The sequence below is a fragment of the Hyphomonas sp. genome, from assembly GCF_046313735.1.
Classification (GTDB): Bacteria; Pseudomonadota; Alphaproteobacteria; order Caulobacterales; family Hyphomonadaceae; genus Hyphomonas.
Map to the genome: position 1 here is coordinate 57,568 of NZ_JBKBXW010000007.1, position 19,712 is coordinate 77,279.

Annotated in this window: 14 protein-coding genes; 12 read left to right on the plus strand and 2 right to left on the minus strand. The window is 66.0% G+C overall.

Annotated elements, in window-relative coordinates:
- Positions 1–56 precede the first annotated feature (56 nt).
- The 4 genes from ACK4SV_RS05215 to ACK4SV_RS05230 are packed head-to-tail and all read left to right on the plus strand — an operon-like array spanning position 57 to position 6,060.
- Positions 57–1,568, plus strand: a complete 1,512-nt coding sequence (locus ACK4SV_RS05215; RefSeq protein WP_409916745.1) for a tryptophan halogenase family protein — start codon at positions 57–59, stop codon at positions 1,566–1,568.
- Positions 1,568–2,998 carry a tryptophan 7-halogenase gene (locus ACK4SV_RS05220; RefSeq protein WP_409916746.1) on the plus strand — a complete coding sequence of 477 codons (1,431 nt, stop codon included), beginning with the start codon at positions 1,568–1,570 and terminating at the stop codon, positions 2,996–2,998. Before ACK4SV_RS05215 ends, ACK4SV_RS05220 begins: the two co-directional genes overlap by 1 nt.
- Before the next feature lie 3 nt (positions 2,999–3,001).
- Positions 3,002–4,540, plus strand: a complete 1,539-nt coding sequence (locus tag ACK4SV_RS05225; RefSeq protein ID WP_409916747.1) for a tryptophan halogenase family protein — start codon at positions 3,002–3,004, stop codon at positions 4,538–4,540.
- Positions 4,537–6,060, plus strand: a complete 1,524-nt coding sequence (locus tag ACK4SV_RS05230; protein WP_409916748.1) for a tryptophan halogenase family protein — start codon at positions 4,537–4,539, stop codon at positions 6,058–6,060. The genes ACK4SV_RS05225 and ACK4SV_RS05230 overlap by 4 nt, the downstream gene beginning before the upstream one ends.
- Positions 6,061–6,254: 194 nt before the next feature.
- Here ACK4SV_RS05230 and ACK4SV_RS05235 read toward each other — a convergent pair whose 3' ends face one another.
- Complete coding sequence (locus tag ACK4SV_RS05235) at positions 6,255–7,982, minus strand: glycoside hydrolase family 43 protein (RefSeq protein WP_409916749.1); 1,728 nt, start codon at positions 7,980–7,982, stop codon at positions 6,255–6,257.
- A 181-nt stretch (positions 7,983–8,163) separates the two neighbouring features.
- Between ACK4SV_RS05235 and ACK4SV_RS05240 the strand changes: the two genes are divergently transcribed.
- From ACK4SV_RS05240 to ACK4SV_RS05265, 6 genes are all read left to right on the plus strand, one after another.
- Positions 8,164–9,321, plus strand: coding sequence for an endo-1,4-beta-xylanase (locus tag ACK4SV_RS05240; protein WP_409916750.1), 1,158 nt, complete (start codon positions 8,164–8,166; stop codon positions 9,319–9,321).
- 22 nt (positions 9,322–9,343) lie between these two features.
- A complete protein-coding gene (xylB, locus tag ACK4SV_RS05245; protein WP_409916751.1) occupies positions 9,344–10,804 on the plus strand; it encodes a xylulokinase in 1,461 nt (486 codons plus the stop codon).
- Between the two features lies 1 nt (position 10,805).
- Positions 10,806–12,116: a xylose isomerase gene (gene xylA / locus ACK4SV_RS05250; protein WP_409916752.1), complete on the plus strand. Its 1,311-nt coding sequence runs from the start codon at positions 10,806–10,808 to the stop codon at positions 12,114–12,116.
- A 102-nt stretch (positions 12,117–12,218) separates the two neighbouring features.
- Positions 12,219–13,280, plus strand: a complete 1,062-nt coding sequence (locus ACK4SV_RS05255) for a LacI family DNA-binding transcriptional regulator (protein WP_409916753.1) — start codon at positions 12,219–12,221, stop codon at positions 13,278–13,280.
- Positions 13,281–13,410: 130 nt separating this feature from the next.
- Positions 13,411–13,854 (plus strand): antitoxin Xre-like helix-turn-helix domain-containing protein, encoded by a 444-nt coding sequence (locus tag ACK4SV_RS05260; RefSeq protein ID WP_409916754.1) that lies wholly within the window; start codon positions 13,411–13,413, stop codon positions 13,852–13,854.
- Positions 13,854–14,549, plus strand: a complete 696-nt coding sequence (locus ACK4SV_RS05265) for an RES family NAD+ phosphorylase (RefSeq protein WP_409916755.1) — start codon at positions 13,854–13,856, stop codon at positions 14,547–14,549. The genes ACK4SV_RS05260 and ACK4SV_RS05265 overlap by 1 nt, the downstream gene beginning before the upstream one ends.
- Positions 14,550–14,822: 273 nt before the next feature.
- Here the strand turns inward: ACK4SV_RS05265 and ACK4SV_RS05270 are convergent, their stop codons facing one another.
- Positions 14,823–15,443, minus strand: a complete 621-nt coding sequence (locus ACK4SV_RS05270; RefSeq protein ID WP_409916756.1) for a hypothetical protein — start codon at positions 15,441–15,443, stop codon at positions 14,823–14,825.
- A gap of 278 nt (positions 15,444–15,721) precedes the next feature.
- Here ACK4SV_RS05270 and ACK4SV_RS05275 point away from each other — a divergent pair, with 278 nt between their 5' ends.
- Both ACK4SV_RS05275 and ACK4SV_RS05280 read left to right on the plus strand, forming a co-directional pair.
- Positions 15,722–17,125, plus strand: coding sequence for a sugar porter family MFS transporter (locus tag ACK4SV_RS05275; RefSeq protein ID WP_409916792.1), 1,404 nt, complete (start codon positions 15,722–15,724; stop codon positions 17,123–17,125).
- Between the two features lie 159 nt (positions 17,126–17,284).
- On the plus strand, positions 17,285–19,702 hold the full coding sequence (locus ACK4SV_RS05280) for a glycoside hydrolase family 3 N-terminal domain-containing protein (protein WP_409916757.1): 2,418 nt from the start codon (positions 17,285–17,287) through the stop codon (positions 19,700–19,702).
- Positions 19,703–19,712: the final 10 nt, after the last annotated feature.

Consider the following 19,712-nt stretch of genomic DNA (forward strand, 5'->3'; position numbering starts at 1 on the left):
GAGGCGCGACCGTTTGCAGTAAGAGGCCGATCAGGCCCGGAGGGAGGAAGGCGTCCATGGCGCCGCGAATCGAGCGAATTGTCATCCTGGGAGGTGGCACCGCGGGCTGGATGACGGCGGCGGCGCTCTCGCATGTGCTGGCGCCGCGCCGGGTTGCGATCACGCTCATAGAATCGGAAGAGATCGGCACGGTCGGGGTTGGAGAAGCCACCCTGCCGCATATCCGGTTCTTCAACCAGCGAATCGGCCTTGATGAGCGCGAGTTGATGGCGGCGACCCAGGCGACGATGAAGCTCGGCATCCAGTTCACCGATTGGGCCCGCCGGGGCGACGCCTATATCCACCCCTTCGGCGATTATGGCCAGCCGGCCGCCGGCGCAGAGTTCCAGCATCTCTGGGCGCGGCTTTACCAGTCCGGCAAGGTGAGCCGCATCTGCGACTATTCCCTGCCCATCATCATGGCCGAACAGGGCCGGTTCGGTTTCCCGGCGGCGGATGAGGCGGATGTGATGTCCTCCTTTTCCTATGCTTACCAGTTCGATGCCGGCCTTTATGCCCGTTACCTTCGCCGCGTCTGCGAAGACCGGCGCGTCACCCGCGTGGAGGGCAAGGTCTCCCGCGTCTCGCAGGATCCGACCAGCGGGCATGTCACGGCGCTGCACCTCGGCGAAGACCGCGAGGTTTCCGGTGACCTGTATATTGACTGCTCCGGATTCCGCGCATTGCTGATCGAAGGCGCGATGGGCTCGCCCTATGAGGATTGGTCGCGCTGGCTGCCCTGCGACCGCGCAATTGCGATCCCGACGGAGAATACCGGCCCGCTGATGCCCTTTACCCGCGCTTCGGCGAAGACTGCCGGCTGGTGCTGGCGCATTCCGCTGCAGCACCGCACGGGCAATGGCCATGTCTATGCCTCCGCCTTCCTCGATGACCAGGCGGCGGAAGACGAGCTAATGGCCGCGCTGGCAGGCAAGGCGCTGCGCCAGCCGAACCGCCTGCGCTTCCGGGCCGGCCAGCGGCGCACCCAATGGGCCAGCAATGTCGTCGCCATCGGTCTTTCCGGCGGCTTCCTCGAGCCACTCGAATCAACATCTATCCACCTGATTCAACAGGGAATAACCACCCTGATGGAACTCTTCCCGGATGGCGGCCCCGACCCCGCCGACATCGCCGAATTCAACCGCGTCATGAGCCTCGAATATGACCGCGTCCGCGATTTCCTGATCCTTCACTATCACGCGACCGAGCGGGACGATTCGGAGTTCTGGAACCATGTCCGCACCATGGATGTGCCGGGCTCCCTCGATGAAAAGCTCACCCTGTTCCGCGAGCGCGGCCTCGTCATGAAGTATCGCGACGGATTATTCCTGAATCCCAGCTGGATTTCGGTCTTCATCGGCCAGCGCGTCATTCCCCGGCAATGGGACCCGCGCGCCGAGGCGGTCCCGGCGGATCAGGCCGCTGCCACGCTGGCGCGCCTCAAGCGCCATATCGCCGAAACGGTCGAGCGCCTGCCCAGCCATGAATCGGCGCTCGCGGCCTACTGCCCGGCGAAGGCAGACGCATAATGGCGGCCCTCCGGCGCATCGCGGTGCTCGGCTCCGGCCTCGGCGCATGGATGGCGGCGGCATATCTTGCGCGCAGCCTGAAACGTCTCGGCACCGAAATCGTGCAGGTCCCGGCCGGCGATCCCGCCCCGCCGCCGCCCGCACTTGCAGCCCTGCCGAGCCTGGAAAGCCTCCACCTCTCGCTCGGTTTTGATCCGGGCGACCTGATTCGCGCTGCCGGGGCGAGCTTCCGGATGGGCACGCTCGTCTCCGGCACCGGCGGCGTCATCGCCTATGGCGATACCGGCGCGCCCTTCGGCCCCGTCGCCTTCCACCTCGCCTGGCGGGCATTTACCGGCGATCCCTCGCCCGCCGCCTATGCCGATCACAGCCTCGCCGCCCTTGCCGCGCGGGCGGGCAAGTTCGCGCCCCCGCTGCCCGGCGGCCCGCCCGGCAGCAGCTTCAGCCCCGGCCTGCACCTCTCCGGCCCGGCCTATCTCTCCTATCTCCAGCGCGCGGCGCTGCATTACGGCGCCATCCCTGCCGCCGCCCTCGTGCCCGGCAGCGTCGATGGTGAAGCCGGCACTCTCCGCCTCTCGGACGGCGCACACCTCAGCGCAGACCTGATCCTGGACACGGGCGGCCACGCTGCCCCGGCAGAGACCGCCCCATTCCCCGCACTGCCCGCACAGATCACCCTGCGCCATGGCCGCAGGGCGGAGGCCGCGCTGCTGGGCCGCGCGAGCCTGCACACCGTCTCCGGAACGCTGGCGGTCGACATTCCGCTGCATGGCGAAACCTTCCGTACACTGCTTTCCACCAGCGACGCCACCGCCCACCGCGCGAGCTCAATGCTGCGCCGAGAGGGCTTCGAGCTGCTGCAGGGTGGCGGCGCCACCTTCACCCCCGCCCGCGCCCACACGCCCTGGGAAGGCCGCCTCATCCGCCTCGGTGACGCCGCCTGCCGCCTGCCGCCGGTCGAGGCGTTCGATCTGCGCATCCTGCAGGCCGGGCTCGAAACCCTGCTGGCGCTGCTGCCCGGCGGCCATCCGGATCTGCCCGAACGCGCCGAGTATAATCGTCTGATGGCCGACACATTCACGTCGCTGGCCGACTATGCCGCGCTCGCCTTCCTGACGCCCGGCCCGCTGGCGGAGACGCTCCCGGCGAGCCTGCGCCTGCGCCTTGAGAATTTCACCAGCCGGGGCCGCATCTTCCTCAGCGATGGCGAGAGCTTCACCCGCGAGAGCTGGGCCAGCGCCTTCATCGCCCATGGCTGGCAGATGCGCCGCGCCGATGCCCATGCCGCCGCGCTGCCTGAGGCCCGCGTCATCAACAGCCTCGCCGCCATGCGCAGCGCTCTGGCCGCGACCGCCGAAACACTGCCCGATCAGCGCACCTATCTGCGCCATGCCGGCCTGATCGCGCCAAGCCGGGCAGGGGCGGGCTGAACCATGATCTCTCCGCACACCCTCTCCCATATCGTTATCGCCGGCGGCGGCACCGCAGGCTGGATGACCGCCGCCGCCCTGTCGCGCCTCACCCGCAACGGCCACACGCGCATCACGCTGGTGGAGTCCGAGGAGATCGGCACCGTCGGCGTCGGCGAGGCGACGATCCCGCCGATCAACATGTTCAACCGCCTGCTCGGCATCGACGAGAACGAATTCATCCGCGAGACGCAGGCAACCTTCAAGCTCGGCATCGAGTTCCAGGGCTGGCTGGAGGAAGGCCACGCCTATATTCATCCGTTCGGGGAGTATGGCCTCGATATCAATGCGGTGAAATTCTACCAGTTCTGGCTGAAGCTGAAGGCGATGGGCCGCGATGTCGGCAGCCTTGAGGAATATTGCCTCTCCGCCGTCGCCGCGCGCCATGGCCGCTTCGCCCCGCCAGACCCTGATCCGCGCACCGTCCAGTCCGCGATGGCCTATGCCTTCCATTTCGATGCCGGGCTCTATGCCGCCTATCTGCGCCGCTACAGCGAGGCGCGCGGCGTGCGCCGCATCGAGGGCCGCATCGCAGAAGTGCTGCAACGCCCGGAAGACGGATTCGTCCGCGCCCTGAAGCTCGCGAGCGGCGAAATCCTCGAAGGCGACCTCTTCATCGACTGCACAGGCTTCCGCGCGCTCCTCATCGGCCAGACGCTCGGTGTCGGTCATGAGGACTGGTCACACTGGCTGCCGGTGGACCGCGCCCTCGCCGTGCCCAGCGAAAACATCCGCGAACCAGTGCCCTACACCCGCTCCATCGCGCGCCCCGCCGGCTGGCAATGGCGCATCCCGCTGCAACACCGCACCGGCAATGGCCATGTCTGGTGCTCCGCCTTCATGGACGAGGCCGAGGCCGAGCGCATCCTGATGGCGAACCTTGAAGGCCCGGCGCTAGCATCCCCGCGCCCCTTGCGCTTCCGCACAGGCCGGCGCACCGAGGCCTGGAGCCGTAATGTCGTCGCCATCGGACTTTCCGGCGGCTTCCTCGAACCGCTGGAATCGACCTCTATCCACCTCATCCAGGCCGGTATCTCGAAACTCCTCGCCCTGATGCCGGACAAGCGCTTCAACGCGGCTGAACGCAGCGCCTATAACCGCCTCACCGCCATGCAGTTCGAGCAGGTGCGCGACTTCATCATCCTGCACTACAAGGCCACTCGCCGCACCGGCCCGTTCTGGGATCATGTGCGCACGATGGACATTCCCGAAACCCTCCGGGAACGGATCGACCTCTTCGCGTCCAAGGGACGCATCTTCCGCTTCGAGGATGAGCTGTTTGCCGAGGCAAACTGGCTGTCCGTCCTGATGGGGCAGGGCATCACGCCCGGCGGCTGGGACCCCGTCGCCGACACGGTGGACCTCGCTGCCATCGAGCGCCAGGTGGCCGGCATCCGACGCGCCATCCGCGAGACCGCCCTGCGCCTGCCGACACATCAGCAATACATCAACCGTTTCTGCGCCGCGCCCCGGCCGGCCCTGCAGACTGGAGACGCCCCATGACCGACCCCCGCATCCGCAAGATCCTCATCGCCGGCGGCGGCACGGCTGGCTGGATGACAGCGGCCGTCCTGTCGAAAATTCTCAAGAACAATTATGCCGAGATCACCCTGATCGAATCCGACGAGATCGGCACGGTCGGCGTGGGTGAGGCAACCATCCCCCAGATCGGCACCTTCAACCGCACGCTCGGCATCGACGAGAATGATTTCGTCAAGGCGACCCAAGGCAGCTTCAAGCTCGGCATCGAATTCGTCGACTGGGGCGCCAAGGGCGAGCGCTACATCCACCCCTTCGGCGCTTATGGCCTTGATATGGAGGGGGTCTCCTTCCATGCCTTCTTCCAGAAATACCATGGCCGGAATTACGGCCCGGACACAGCCGAGCAATACTCCCTTCAGGCCGTTGCCGCCCGCAGAAACCTGTTCATGCGCCCCGTCAATGCCGGCAATTCCCCGCTCAGCAAGATCGCCTATGCCTTCCATTTCGATGCCGGCCTCTATGCGAAATACCTGCGTGGCCTGTCCGAAGCGCGCGGCGTCACTCGCCACGAAGGAAAGATCGCCGATGTCGCCCTCGACCCCGAAACCGGATACATCCGGAATGTTCAGCTGACGGATGGCCGCATCTTCGAGGCGGACCTCTTCGTGGACTGTACCGGCTTCCGCGGCCTGCTGATCGAGCAGGCGCTCAACGCCGGATACAATGACTGGTCGCACTGGCTGCCCTGCGACCGTGCGACCGCAGTGCCCTGCGAAAGCGCCGCGCGGCTGACGCCCTACACCCGCTCCACCGCGCGCGAGGCCGGATGGCAATGGCGCATCCCGCTGCAGCACCGCATCGGCAACGGCCATGTCTGGTCCAGCCAGTTCACCACCGAGGAACGGGCCACCGAACTGCTGATGTCAAACCTTGACGGCAAGCCGCTGGCCGAACCGCGCCATCTGCGTTTCCTCACCGGCCACCGCAAGAAATTCTGGGTGAAGAACTGCGTCGCCATCGGTCTCTCGGCTGGCTTCATCGAGCCGCTGGAATCGACCTCGATCCACCTCATCCAGTCCGGCGTCGCCAAGCTGCTCCAGATGTTCCCCGGGGGCGGCTTCAACCAGCCCGACATCGACCGCTACAACCGCGTCACGGCCTTCGAATATGAGCGCATCCGCGACTTCATCATCCTCCACTACCACCTCAACCGCCGCGACGATTCCGAGTTCTGGAAATATCTCCGCAATATGCAGATCCCGGACTATCTGGCTGACAAGATGGCGCTGTTCGAAAGCCATGGCCGCATCTTCCGGGAGAATGACGAACTCTTCAACGACACAAGCTGGTTCGCGGTCATGATCGGCCAGGGCCTGCGCCCGCGCGACCATGATCCGGTGGCAGATGTTCTCAATGCGGAGGAAACCGCAGCCCGGATGACCAACATCCGCGACACGATCGCCAAGGCGGCCACCTACATGCCCACCCATGAAGACTTCATCGCCCAAAACTGCGACGCCCGCAGCTATGTGGCGGCCTGAGGATCAGTCAGTCAGCTGGGGCTGCCCGCCTGTCTTGTTCACGCTGAGCGCAAGGGACGGCTCACCCTGAGCGAAGTCGAAGGCTCATCCTGAGCGAAGTCGAAGGACGAGCCGGGCCGCAGGGGCGGCCTGCCTGGCCCATCCTTCGCCTCCGCTCAGGATGAGCGCGGAGTGCCGGGCAGACGATGCAGACCCTATTCCCCGCCCACCGCATAGACCCCGAACACTGAGCCCACAAACCCGCCCGCGCGCCGCGTTGACAGGTTCTTGCCGTCAAGTGCCGGGCCGATCTGCTGCCAGTTCTCGCCGTCGAGCGACCAGGCCGCCGACAGCGCCGCGCCGTCTGCTGCAAAGCGCAGCTGCACCGTGCGATCGTCCGGCCCGAGCGGGACGCGCGACAGGATCGTGCCCTCGGCCGGCTCACTCGCGCCCGCCCGCTGGCGCAGCTTCAGGATGCGCGTGCCATCCTCAACCCGCGTGATGCCCAGCGAGAACCAGTATTCATCGCTCTGGAAGGCAGCGAGGCCCGCTTCATCGCCCGTGCCGGCGGGGTCAAACGTCACGCTCACCTCTGCCGAGGCCGCCATATGCTGCTGGCGCCGCGCGAGGAAAGAAGGCTGCGCCTCATCGCCCAGGCCCACCGGGCGCGGGGTCAGCACCAGCTTGCCATCGGCAAAGCTGAACCAGTCTTCCTTCGGCACGCGCGGCGTCATCCAGTGATGGCGCGGCGCATCAGCGGAGAAATCCTCCTCCACCCGGAAGCTGCCCGTCGTCGGCAGGCGCGCAGGCGCCGCTGCCGGCACGGCAGGGCGCGCCAGCGTTCTCGGCACAGCCACGCCGCGCTCCAGGATCACCGGCCAGCCCGTCTCCCAGCTCACCGGCAGAAGGAAGGTCTCGCGTCCTGTGTTGTAATAGTCGCCCTCATAGGGCCGCACGCCGAGGAAAACCGCCCACCACTGGCCGTCATCATCAATGATGTAATCGGCATGGCCCACAGACGTCACTGGATGGTCCCGGTCCTCGGGCAGGTCGCGCTGCGTCATGATCGGGTTGCCCTCATAGGGCTCATACGGCCCGGTCACCTCGCGCGAGCGCAGGATGACCTGCGAATGGTCAACCGCCGTGCCGCCCTCGGCGGCGGAGAGGTAATACCAGCCATCGACGAAATAGATGTGCGGCCCCTCGATCCAGATCGGCTTTTCTTCCGGGCGCACGCCGCCGTCGATGATCATCACCGGCTCGCTCAGCGCTTCGAAGGTCTCGGGATGCACCTCGCGGATCCAGATGGCGCGGTGGCCCTCATAGGTAGAGCCGCCCTCGGGCGCGTCATTGTTCATCAGCCAGACCTTGCCGTCGGCATCAAAGAACAGCGACGGGTCGATCCCGCCCACATGCGGCGTCCAGATCGGATCGGACCACGGCCCCGCCGGGTTGTCGGCCGTCAGGATAAAATTGCCGCTGCAGTCGACGCAGGTATTGGCGATGTAGAACTTGCCCTCATGGTAATCGATGGTGGCGGCAAACACGCCGCGCGACAGGCCGAGGCCGTCAAAGTCCAGCATCCCCGGCCGGTCGATGGCGTTGCCGACCTGCGTCCAGCTCACGAGGTCGGTCGAATGCCAGACCGGCAGGCCCGGAAACCAGCTGAAGGTCGAATGCACCATGTAGAAATCGGCGCCCACCCGCACGATCGACGGGTCGGGATAGAAGCCGGCCAGCACCGGATTGGTAAACTGCCCCTCCGCCGGGGGCCAGGCATCCGGGTCTGCTTCCGTGCCCTCATAGATGAAGCCCGAGAAGACCGCCTTGCCGGCATATGCATCCGGCGCCTCGGTCAGCGGACGGGCCACCCCGTCACAGGCCGAAACAAACAGGCTCGCGCAAAGCGCTGCCGCTGCCGCAAGGGCATGGGGCTTCATCATTCTCTGGTCCTCCTTCGCGCGGCTCCCGGCGGCCCGCCTCATCTTCTTTCGCTTTACGTCATTTTCCGGGGTGGACGAACCGCGAGGCTTCATGTTAGCAGCAAATGATAGCGTTACCATAAAAAAGTGAGCCTCGCTCCGGAGAAGGGTCCGGATGGGGCCGGCAGCAAGGAGGAAGACCATGAACCCTTTATCCCGCAGGACTGCTCTGGGGCTCATCGGCGGCGCCGCAGGCCTCACCGCGCTGGGCGCCTGCACCGGCAGCAATGGCGAAGCGGCCCCCATGGCCCCCGCCGGCGCCGCGTTCCCGGTCGACCCCGACCCCCTGAAAGTCATCGCCCGCACCAAGGGTCTCCTGTTCGGTTCGGCCATGGCCGCCCACCAGCTGAACGATCCCGAATATGTCCGCATCATCCTCGCCGAATGCGATGTCATCGTCGCCGAGAATGAGCACAAATGGTACACCATCCATCCCCAGCCGGATGTCTGGAATTTCGAGCCGGCTGACGCCCTCGTCGGCTTCGCGCAGGGCAATGGCCTGAAGATGCGCGGCCACACCGTCCTCTGGCACCATCCCCGCTGGTTCCCGGACTGGGTCAACGAGCTTGAGTTCGCCAGCGCCGCCGAGGCCGAAGCGATGCTGGACGACTACATCACCCGCGTCGTCTCCCGCGCCCATCCCTTCATCCACAGCTGGGACGTGATCAACGAAGCGGTCGACGACCAGACCGGCGAGCTGCGCGAGACATCCTTCTCCCGCGCCATGGGCGGGCCGATGAACGTCATGGAATACGCCTTCCGCAAGACTGCCGAGCTCAGCCCCGGTACGGCGCTGGCGTATAATGACTATATGAGCTGGGAAACCGGCAATGAGAATCACCGCAACGGCGTCCTTCGCCTGATGGAAGAGCTGCTGCGGCGCGGCGCCCCGCTGACCAAGTTCGGCATCCAGAGCCATTCCAACTACGACATGCCGGACGAATTCACGCCCGAGAAGCAACGCGCCTGGCGCGCCTTCTGCGAGGAGGCCATCGGCATGGGCCTCGACCTGTCGCTGACCGAGTTCGACGTCAACGACACCCGTCTCGGCCCGGATATCGAGATGCGCGACCAGCTGATTGCGGCCTTCACCAAGGACTATCTCGACATCATGCTGAGCTATCCTCAGACCAAGGAGCTCCTGATGTGGGGCATGGTCGACAATCAGAGCTGGCTGCAGGACTTCCTGCCGCGCGAGGACGGTGTCGAGAAGCGCCCGACGCTGTTTGACTCCAGCTACCAGCCGAAACTGATGCGCCAGGCGGTGGCCGCTGCCCTGCGCGCCGCCCCGGTGCGCTAGCTGAGGCAGGCCCGGTCGCGTCATGTTTCTCGGCATCGATATCGGCACCTCCGGCGTCAAGACGGCGGTCATCAATGACACCGGTGACGTCATTGATCAGGCCGCCGCGCCGCTGACGGTCTCCCGCCCGCATCCTCTGTGGTCGGAGCAGGACCCCGCCGACTGGTGGGCAGCAACGCAGAAAGCGGTGCTGGACCTGTCACCGGACCGCCGGGCGAAGATCCGCGGCATCGGCCTTTCCGGCCAGATGCATGGCGCGACCCTGCTCGGCGCCTCAGGCGATGTCCTCCGCCCCGCCATCCTCTGGAATGACGGGCGCAGCTTCGCCGAATGCGCCGCGCTGGAAGCCGCCGAACCGCGCCTGCGCCAGATTGCCGGCAATATCGCCATGCCGGGCTTCACCGCGCCGAAACTCCTCTGGGTAAAGCAGCATGAGCCGGAGGTCTTCGCAAAGGTCACGCGCGTCCTGCTGCCGAAGGATTATGTCCGCCTGCTGATGACCGGCGAGGCCGCCTCCGACATGTCCGACAGCGCCGGCACGCTCTGGCTCGATGTCGGCAAGCGTGCCTGGTCGCCCGAACTCCTCGCCGCCACGGGCCTGACCGAAAGCCAGATGCCGCGCCTGTTCGAGGGATGCGAAATCACCGGTATGCTTAAGCCGGACGTCGCCCGCGCCTGGGGCATGGAGCCCGTGCCCGTCGTCGCCGGCGGCGGCGACAATGCCGCCGGCGCGGTCGGCGTCGGCGTGATCCGCCCCGGCGAGGCCTTCCTGTCGCTGGGCACATCCGGCGTGCTGTTCCTCGCCGGCGAGAAATTCCTTCCGAACCCGGATCAGGCGGTCCACGCCTTCTGCCACGCCCTGCCGGATCGCTGGCACCAGATGACCGTCATGCTGTCTGCCGCCAGCTGTGTGGACTGGGCCGCGCGCCTCACCGGCGTGCATGATGCCGGCGAACTCATCGCGCTCGCTGAAACCCGCGGGCGTCTTGCCGGGCCGGAAGTCTTCCTGCCTTACCTCTCGGGCGAGCGCACACCCCACAACAATCCCCATGCGCGCGGAATTCTCTTCGGCCTCGACCATGACAGCGACGCTGCCGCCATCGGCCAGGCCGTGCTGGAAGGCGTCGCCTTCGCCTTCGCGGACGGCCTCGATGCGCTGGCCGCCGGCGGCGGCGAAGTGCGCGAGATCACCGTCATCGGCGGCGGCGCGCGCTCGGCCTGGTGGGGCAGGGTGCTGGCCGGCGCGCTCGGCCGCCCGCTCGTCTACCGCCGCGACGGCGCCGTCGGCCCCGCTTACGGCGCCGCCAAGCTCGCCCTGATCGGCGTCACCGGAACCCCGGCGGAGGACGCCTGCGCGCCGCCGCCCGTCCTCTTCACCATTGATCCGCAGGCGGAAGATGCCGAGCGCCTCGCCGCCCGCCGCATCGCCTTCCGCGAGGCCTATACCCGCATTTCTCCCCTCTATACCATGGAGCCACAGTAACATGTCCGCGTCTTACTTCTCGTCCATCCCGGCCATCCGCTATGAAGGCCCGGAGAGCCGCAACCCGCTCGCCTATCGCTGGTACGACAAGGACCGCGTGATCCTCGGCAAGCGGATGGAAGACCATATCCGCCCGGCCATCTGCTACTGGCATTCCTTCTGCTGGGACGGGTTCGATGTGTTCGGCGAGGGCACCTTCCGCCGCCCCTGGCACAGCCTGTCGGGCCAGGAAATGGCCGATGCCAAGCTCGAGGCCGCCTTCGAATTCTTCACCAAGATGGGCGTGCCCTTCTACACCTTCCACGATGTCGACGTCATGGCGCCCGCCGCAAACCTGCGCGAGCATGTGAACAATTTCGCCGTCATCGTCGACAAGCTCGAAGCCAAGATGGCCGAGACCGGCATGAAGCTCCTCTGGGGCACGGCCAACGTCTTCGGCAACAGGTGCTACATGTCCGGCGCCTCAACCAATCCGGACCCGGAGGTTTTCGCCTGCGCCGCCACCCAGGTGCGCCACGCCATGGAAGCCACCCACCGCCTCGGCGGCGAGAATTATGTCTTCTGGGGCGGCCGCGAAGGCTATGACACCCTCCTCAACACCCGCATCGGCCAGGAGCAGGACCAGTTCGCCCGCCTCCTCGCCCTTGCCGTCGAGCACAAGAACAAGATCGGCTTCAACGGCACGCTCCTGATCGAGCCCAAGCCCCATGAGCCGACCAAGCATCAGTATGACCGCGACACCGCCACCGTCTACGGCTTCCTCAAGAAGTACGGCCTCGAAAACGAGGTGAAGGTCAATATCGAGACCAACCACGCCACCCTCGCCGGCAATGCGATGGATCATGAGATCGCCGTCGCCTTCGCGCTCGGCATCTTCGGCTCCATCGACGCCAATCGCGGCGACCCGCAGAATGGCTGGGACACCGACCAGTTCTGGATGGAGCACCTCGAAATCACCCGTTCGATGCTCGAACTCCTGCGCGGCGGCGGCTTCACCACCGGCGGCTTCAACTTCGACTCCAAGGTCCGCCGCCAGTCCATCGACCCGGCCGACATGTTCTACGGCCATGTCGGCAGCCTCGACGCGCTCGCGCGCGGGCTGATCGCCGCCGCCTCGATTCTCGAGGAAGGCGAACTCGACCGGTTCGTGGAGGATCGCTATGCGGGCTGGAACGGCGAGCTCGGCCAGTGGATCATGAAGGGCGCAAGCCTCGAAGCGATCGCTGACAAGGTTGTCGCCGACGGGCTCGATCCCCAGCCGCGCTCGGGCCGTCAGGAATGGCTCGAAAACATCCTCAACCGGCACCTCTGAGGCCGTTCCAGCCGCCCTGGCGCGGTTGACATTGTCCGGACAGACGCGCGTTATATGCCCGAACTTAAAGGGAAATCCCCGGCTGATAGGGATAACACGCGCATGTCCGAAACCCTGCGCCGCGCAGGCCGCAGATCGCACGCCACCATCAAGGAAGTCGCCGAACTCGCCGGCGTCTCCCAGATGACCGTGTCCCGCGTCCTCAACCGCCGCGAGAGCGTGCGCGATTCTACCCGCACGCGGGTGGAGGAGGCGATCCGCGAGCTGAACTACCGCCCGAACCTGCTGGCCCGGGGCCTTGCGGGCGGCAAGTCGCTGTTCATCGGCCTGATCTATCACAACCCGTCGAGCTCCTATCTCGGAGAGCTCCTCGTCGGCGCGCTGCATCAGTGCCGCGATGAGGGCCACCATCTGGTGATCGAGGATTTCTCCTCGGAGGACATGTCCGCCGCTGCGCCGCAATTTGCCGAACGCCTCGGCGGCGCGGGCCTCGACGGCGTCATCGTCGCCCCGCCGATGAGCGAGGATGACGACATCCTCGATGCGCTGACGGCTGCCCAGATCCCCACCGTGCTGATCGCGCCGAAGGACATCTCGCGCACCGATATCAGCGTCTCGATGGACGATTCCGAAGCCGCCGAAGCGATGACGCGCCTGATCATCGCGAATGGCCACCGCAAGGTCGGCTTCATTCGCGGCCCGGAGAACCATTCCTCCGCCCGCCGGCGCTATCGCGGCTTCAAATCGGCGATGGCCAAGGAAGGCGTGGCCTTCGAGGATAGCTGGATCGGGCAGGGGGATTACACCTACCGCTCCGGTATGCTCGCCGCCGAGACGATCCTCGCCCTGCCGGACCGTCCGACCGCCATCTTCGCCTGCAATGATGACATGGCCGCCGGCGTTGTCGCCGCCGCCAACCGGATCGGCCTGCGCGTGCCGGATGACCTCTCCGTCACCGGCTTTGACGACACCATCTTCGCCAGCGCCATCTGGCCTCAGCTGACCACCGTGCGCCAGCCCATCGCCCATATGGCCGCCAGTTCCGTCACCCTGCTCGCCCGCCATATCTCTGCGGGCAGCGGCGAAGACGGCGAGGCCGAAGCCGAGCGCAATGTCGTCCTCGATTATGAAATCGTCTCGCGCGGCTCCCTGAAACAGCTCTGACGCCGTCTCCGCGCGCACGGCCCGCCGCCCTGCCGCAATCCATCCCCCACACCGCCTGAGCCCCCGCCCGGGGCGCCCATGCCATCAACCCAACTTGACAACTGCCAAATGACACCGCATAAACTGCCATATGGCAAACATTCGCAATCTCGCTGAAGCCTCCACCCCCTTTGGCCCCGCCGGTCTGCGCGCGGGGCTTGAGGCGTATGAAGCCGCCGATGTCGCCCGGGTCGCGGTCACCGCCTTTGCCCGGATCGCGGAGGCCTGGAAGCTCGGCAATGTGGTTGCAGCCGATCTCATCTCGGTCAGCCCGCGCACCTGGGCCCGCATGAAGACCGGGCAATGGTCCGGCTCGCTGGACCGGGACCAGCTCCTGCGGATCAGCGCGCTCACCGGCCTCTACAAGGCGCTGCACCTCTATTTCAGCGACACGCTGGCCGATCGCTGGCCCGGCCTTCCCAATTCCGGTCCGCTCTTCGCCAACCGCTCGCCGCTGGAGGTCATGCGCGCGGGCGGCCTGCCGGCGATCCTGCAGGCCCGGGGCTATGTCGATGCCCTCCGGGGCGGGCTCTGATGGCGCCAGCGCTGCCCGCGCTCCCCACAGCTGACATCTGCGAGCAGGCGACCGTCCGGCTCGTCCCGTCCGCATACTTCAAGCCGCCGGTGCTGGCGCCGCTTGCCGATAACGCCGCCGATCTCACAATCCTTGCGCTGATCGAGGGGATGACCAGCGGCCGCCTGCAGGCCGAGGCGCAGGGCCTTGCCGCATTGTCGGCGCGCGAGCTTGCCTATGGCGTCTGGGGCGAGACCTATATCAACGCGGCCTTCACCTACACCCGCGCCGAGGGCAACCGCTTCAACGATGCCAGCCGGGGCGCCTGGTATGCGGCCTTCGAGGACCTGACCGCGATCACCGAAGTCGCCTTCCACCGGACCCGCGAACTTACGCGCATCGGCGTGTTCGAGGATGAAGCAATCTATCACGGCCTGCTGGCGAGTTTCATCGGCAGGTTCCACGATGCGCGCGGCGAGGCGCGGGGTGAGGGCGTGCTCGGCGATGATCCGGCCACGGCCTATCCGCTGGGGCAGGCCCTCGCGCGCGACCTGCGCAAAGGCGGCAGCATCGGCCTCATCTATCCGTCCGTGCGCCATCCCGCCGGCACCTGCCTTGCGGCCTTTCATCCGCACACGGTGCAGAATGTCCGCCTCGGCGCCCGCTGGAAACTCAGCTGGACCGGATCACCCCATTATACCGTCAGCGGCGCCTAAAGCGGCGTTCCGAAAAGTGGGAACCGGTTTTCGGAAAAACGCCGCGACGATTCAAAGACCTGGAACATCGGGCTGATTCAATGAGTCGGCCCGATGTTCCAGGGCTTCGAGCCCGCGCGTTGCACCGGCCTTCCGAAAGGCTCATCCTGAGCGAAGCCGAAGGCTCATCCTGAGCGAAGTCGAAGGACGAGCCGGGGCGCGGGGCAGTCCTGCTGGGGCCACCCTTCGACGTCGCTCAGGATGAGCTTTGCATTTTGGTAAACAGAATTCGCCTCAGAGCTCTTCCGCCCCGGAAGGCAGCTCTTCAAGCCGCACGCCCTGGCCGAGGTTCATCACATACACCTGGCCGAACTGCACCGTCTGGCGGTGGGCCGCCACATTGAACGCCAGGTTGATGTCACGCGAAGAATAATCCGCCGGCGCAATGCCCTTCACATAGTGCAGCTGCCAGCGCGTGTTCACCTCGACCTGCGCCTCCGCGGCGCCCGTATAAGGCGCCGCCATCTGCTGCAGACGCATCTGCACCGGCGCGCTCGTGCGCCCCTCATCGGTCTCCGTCGCCCGCGCCCAGAAAGCGACCAGCACAGCGTCCCCCGCCGCCACGCCCGCGCTCAGCGAAGCCGTCACCGACACGTCCCACGGATTGCGCCCGGCCCGGCGCACCTTCACTTCATAGGCATATTCGCCGGGGATCTCCCGCACCCGCACGACGCGCGCGGACTGGTTCGCCCCATTGGTGCGCCAGTCGGTCGTGTAGGGATTGTTCATCAGCGTGCCGGGCAGGGACGCTTCCAGCGCCGCCAGCGCTTCGTCCTCGGGCGAGGTATCAGCCAGCGCAGCCGGGGCAGGGCCCATCAGGCAGGCCAGCAGGAAAAGACCGGAAACAAGACGCATCGACAACCTCCCGTGTTTGCTCCCTCGGGGCCCCGTTTTCCGGTCCGCCGCCCCAAGGGCAGCGCCCCGGCCGGCGCCTCCTGATACCGCTATCATGCCAGATTTCGCGGCCCTGTAAATTCCCCCGGCGCGACTCCGGCACGGCCTGTTCGCCCGGTGGCTCGGGAAAAAAATGTTAGCGCCAACAAAAAGGCTTTGCGTCTCGCCGCTTGAGTGCGTATCACTACACAAAACAACAAGACTTCCCGGGAGGACCTCCGTTGACCAGCACGACTGCCATGCCTGCGAAGGCGGGGGGCGATTTCGCCTTCATCCTGCTCATCACCTGCGTTGCCACCATCGGCGGCTTTCTCTTCGGCTTCGACAGCGGCGTCATCAACGGCACGGTCGATGGCCTGCAGGTCGCCTTCCAGTCCGACAGTGTCGGCACCGGCTTCAACGTCGCCTCCATGCTGCTCGGCTGCGCCTTCGGGGCGGCCTTTGCCGGCTGGCTGTCGGACAAGTTCGGCCGGCGCACCATGATGATCGCTGCGGCGATCTTCTTCATCATCAGCGCCTGGGGCTCGGGCATCGCCGGCTCCTCGGGCGAGTTCATGTTCTACCGCGTGCTCGGCGGCCTCGCCGTCGGCGCCGCCAGCGTCATGGCCCCCGCCTATATCTCGGAAATCGCGCCCGCCCATCTGCGCGGCCGCCTCTCCTCCATCCAGCAGGTCGCCATCATCACGGGCCTCTTCGTGGCCTTCCTCAGCAATTACGCCATCGCCAACACGGCCGGCTCCTCCACCAGCGAATGGATGTGGGGCTTCGAGGCCTGGCGCTGGATGTTCTGGGTCGAGCTTGTGCCCGCCACCATCTTCCTCGTTGCGCTGCTCGCCATTCCGGAAAGCCCGCGTTTCCTCGTCGCCAGCGGCAATGGCGAACGCGCTGAGGGCGTGCTCACCCGCGTGGCCGGTGCCGAAGCGGCCGGCCTCAAGGTGCAGGAAATCCGCGACTCGCTCTCCAGCGACCAGAAACTGCGCTTCGCCGACGCCTTCGCGGCGAAAGGCGTGTTCAAGCCCATCGTCTGGATCGGGATTGGCCTTGCCACCTTCCAGCAGCTCGTCGGCATCAATGTCATCTTCTATTATGGCGCCATCCTCTGGCAGGCCGTCGGCTTCTCCGAAGGCGACGCGCTGCTCATCAACGTCATCTCCGGCGCGGTCTCGATTCTTGCCGTGCTCGCTGCCCTCATGCTGATCGACCGGATCGGCCGGCGCCCGCTGCTGCTGATCGGCTCGGCCGGCATGGCGCTCACCCTCGCCATCATGGTCTTCGCCTTCTCGCAGGCGCAGGTGGTTGACGGGGCCGTCACGCTGCCGGGCAATATCGGCGTCATGGCGCTGATCGCGGCGAACGCCTATGTCGTCTTCTTCAACTTCTCCTGGGGCCCGGTCATGTGGGTCGCCCTTGGCGAGATGTTCCCGAATGCCGTGCGCGGCTCCGGCCTGGCCATCTCGGGCTTTGCCCAGTGGATCTCGAACTTCGCGATCACGCTGACCTTCCCGATGATGCTCGCCACCGCCTGGATCGGCCTTACCGGCGCCTATGCCTTCTATGCCGTCAGCGCCGCGATCTCGGTTGCCTTCGTCTGGTACTTCGTGCGCGAGACCAGGGGCATGGAGCTGGAAGACATGACCAGCTGAACCGTCTCCTCCGGAAACGTTCCTCCGGACACCTTGCCCGGCCCCCGAAAGAGGGCCGGGCTTTTTCTTTCTCCGATTGGTCCGGTTTCCTTTGACCCGGCGGATTTATGCCCTTAGTGTTAGCGCAAACATAAGCCTTCACATCAGGGGAGATCCAACATGACATCCAGGCTTCTGAAACAGGCGAGCGCGGCTGCGCTGGCCGTCGCGCTCGCGCTTACGATGCCGGGCTGCGCAACGCCGGCCACGAACGCCGCCGCCGCGCCCGCCGCTGCGGCCGCCACCCCCGCCTGGGGCGGGGCAGAGCTCATCTATCTCGACACCGCGCGCCCGGTCGCCGACCGGGTCGAAGACCTGCTCGCCCGAATGACGCTGGAAGAAAAGATCGTCCAGATCACCACCATCTGGAGCGGCAAGACCGAAATCTTCGACGAGGACGGCAATTTCGATCCCGCCAAGGCCGCTGCGCTCTATCCCCACGGCATCGGCCATTTCGCCCGCCCGAATGACCGGCAGGGCCCGTCGAGCCCGCTGGAGCTCGCCTTCCGGAACGAGCGCGAGACGGTCGAGCTCGTCAACGCCATCCAGAAATGGAATGAGGAAAACACGCGCCTCTCCATCCCGGTCCTCTTCCATGAGGAAGGCCTGCACGGCTATGCCGCCCGCGGCGCCACCTCCTTCCCGCAGGCCATCGCGCTCGCTTCCACCTGGGACACCGATCTCGTCCGCCAGGTTTACGCCGTTGCCGGACGGGAAATCCGCGCGCGCGGCGCCCATCTCGTGCTGACACCGGTGGTCGATGTCGCGCGCGATCCGCGCTGGGGCCGCACCGAGGAAACCTATGGCGAAGACCCCTATCTCGTCGGCGAGATGGGCGTGGCTTCCGTCCTCGGCTTCCAGGGCGACACGCTCCCCCTCGGCGAAGGCAAAGTCCTCGCCACCCTGAAACACATGACCGGCCACGGCCAGCCGGAAAGCGGCACGAATGTCGGCCCCTCCAACCTCTCCGAACGCCTCCTGCGCGAAGTCTTCTTCCCGCCGTTTGAGGAAATCATCCGCCGTACGAATATCCGTTCCCTGATGGCTTCCTATAACGAGATCGACGGCGTGCCCTCGCATGGCAATGGCTGGCTGCTGAATGATGTCCTGCGCGGCGAATGGGATTTCAAGGGCGGCGTCGTCAGCGACTATTGGGGCATCGACGACATGCAGCGCCTGCACTTCGTCGAGCCGGACATGAAATCAGCGGCCGTCCGTGCCCTGATTTCTGGCGTCGATTTCGACCTGCCCGACGGCAACGCCTTCAAGCTCCTGCCCGAGGCGCTCGCCGAAGGCCTGATCACGATGGACGATATCGACATCGCGGTGCGCCGGATGCTCGAGATCAAATTCCAGGCTGGCCTCTTTGAAAGCCGCTATGCGGACGCTGACCATGCCGAAGCGATCACCGCCAATGATGAGGCCCGCGCCCTCGCGCTGGAGACCGCACGCCGCGCCATCATCCTCCTGGAGAATGACGGCATCCTGCCGCTGGCCGCCGGCGCGCATCGCCGCGTCGCCGTCATCGGCCCGAACGCCGCTGAAGTCCGCCTTGGCGGCTATTCGGATGTGCCGCGCCATGTCGTCACCATGCTTGAAGGGCTGGAAACAGCGCTGGAAGGCAAGGCCGAGATCATCCACCATCCGGGCGTCAAGCTCGTGGAGAGCGGAGACTGGTGGCAGGACGAGATCATCCCGGCCGACCGGGACGAGAACTTCCGTATGATCGCCGAGGCGAAACGCACGGCGGCGAATTCCGACATCATCATCCTGTTCGTGGGCGGATCAGAAGCCACCTCGCGCGAGGGCTGGGCCAGCGACCATCTCGGCGACCGCCAGAGCATCGACCTGCCGTTCCAGCAGCTCGAACTGATCGACGCCATGCTCGAACTCGGCAAGCCGGTCGTCACGGTACTGATCAACGGACAGCCGATGTCGACCGAGCCGTTCTCGGGCCGCGTCAACGCCATCGTCGAGGGCTGGTATCTCGGCCAGGAAGGCGGCACCGCCATGGCCGAAGTCCTGTTCGGCGAGGTCAATCCCGGCGGCAAGCTGCCGGTCACCATCGCGCGCAATACCGGCCAGCTGCCGCTCGTCTACAATCACAAGCCGAGCGCCCTGCGCGGCTATCTCGATGGCCCGACCGAGCCGATGTACCCCTTCGGCTTCGGTCTCTCCTATACGAGCTTCGAGATCGGCGCGCCGGTGCTCTCCGCCTCCAGCATCCCGAAGGATGGCACCGTGCAGGTCTCGGTCAGCGTCACCAACACCGGCGACCGCGCCGGGGATGAAGTCGTCCAGCTTTACATCCGGGATGTGATCAGCTCGGTCACGCGCCCCGTGAAGGAGTTGCGCGGCTTTGCCCGCGTCTCGCTCGAGCCCGGTGAAACGAAGACGGCCACCTTCGAGCTTGGCGAGCGTGACTTCCGCATGTGGGACAAGAACATGCAGCGCGTCGTCGAGCCCGGCGAGTTCCAGATCATGGCCGGCGGCAATTCGCGCGATGTGAAAACCGTCTCGCTGATGGTCACCGAATAGGGCGGCAAAA

Excerpts from the sequence above, each read along its gene's own strand:
- ACK4SV_RS05215 (WP_409916745.1), top strand. The coding sequence starts at position 57 with ATGGCGCCGCGAATCGAGCGAATTGTCATCCTGGGAGGTGGCACCGCG.
- ACK4SV_RS05220 (WP_409916746.1), top strand. The coding sequence starts at position 1,568 with ATGGCGGCCCTCCGGCGCATCGCGGTGCTCGGCTCCGGCCTCGGCGCA.
- ACK4SV_RS05225 (WP_409916747.1), top strand. The coding sequence starts at position 3,002 with ATGATCTCTCCGCACACCCTCTCCCATATCGTTATCGCCGGCGGCGGC.
- ACK4SV_RS05230 (WP_409916748.1), top strand. The coding sequence starts at position 4,537 with ATGACCGACCCCCGCATCCGCAAGATCCTCATCGCCGGCGGCGGCACG.
- ACK4SV_RS05235 (WP_409916749.1), bottom strand. The coding sequence starts at position 7,982 with ATGATGAAGCCCCATGCCCTTGCGGCAGCGGCAGCGCTTTGCGCGAGC.
- ACK4SV_RS05240 (WP_409916750.1), top strand. The coding sequence starts at position 8,164 with ATGAACCCTTTATCCCGCAGGACTGCTCTGGGGCTCATCGGCGGCGCC.
- xylB (WP_409916751.1), top strand. The coding sequence starts at position 9,344 with ATGTTTCTCGGCATCGATATCGGCACCTCCGGCGTCAAGACGGCGGTC.
- xylA (WP_409916752.1), top strand. The coding sequence starts at position 10,806 with ATGTCCGCGTCTTACTTCTCGTCCATCCCGGCCATCCGCTATGAAGGC.
- ACK4SV_RS05255 (WP_409916753.1), top strand. The coding sequence starts at position 12,219 with ATGTCCGAAACCCTGCGCCGCGCAGGCCGCAGATCGCACGCCACCATC.
- ACK4SV_RS05260 (WP_409916754.1), top strand. The coding sequence starts at position 13,411 with ATGGCAAACATTCGCAATCTCGCTGAAGCCTCCACCCCCTTTGGCCCC.
- ACK4SV_RS05265 (WP_409916755.1), top strand. The coding sequence starts at position 13,854 with ATGGCGCCAGCGCTGCCCGCGCTCCCCACAGCTGACATCTGCGAGCAG.
- ACK4SV_RS05270 (WP_409916756.1), bottom strand. The coding sequence starts at position 15,443 with ATGCGTCTTGTTTCCGGTCTTTTCCTGCTGGCCTGCCTGATGGGCCCT.
- ACK4SV_RS05275 (WP_409916792.1), top strand. The coding sequence starts at position 15,722 with ATGCCTGCGAAGGCGGGGGGCGATTTCGCCTTCATCCTGCTCATCACC.
- ACK4SV_RS05280 (WP_409916757.1), top strand. The coding sequence starts at position 17,285 with ATGACATCCAGGCTTCTGAAACAGGCGAGCGCGGCTGCGCTGGCCGTC.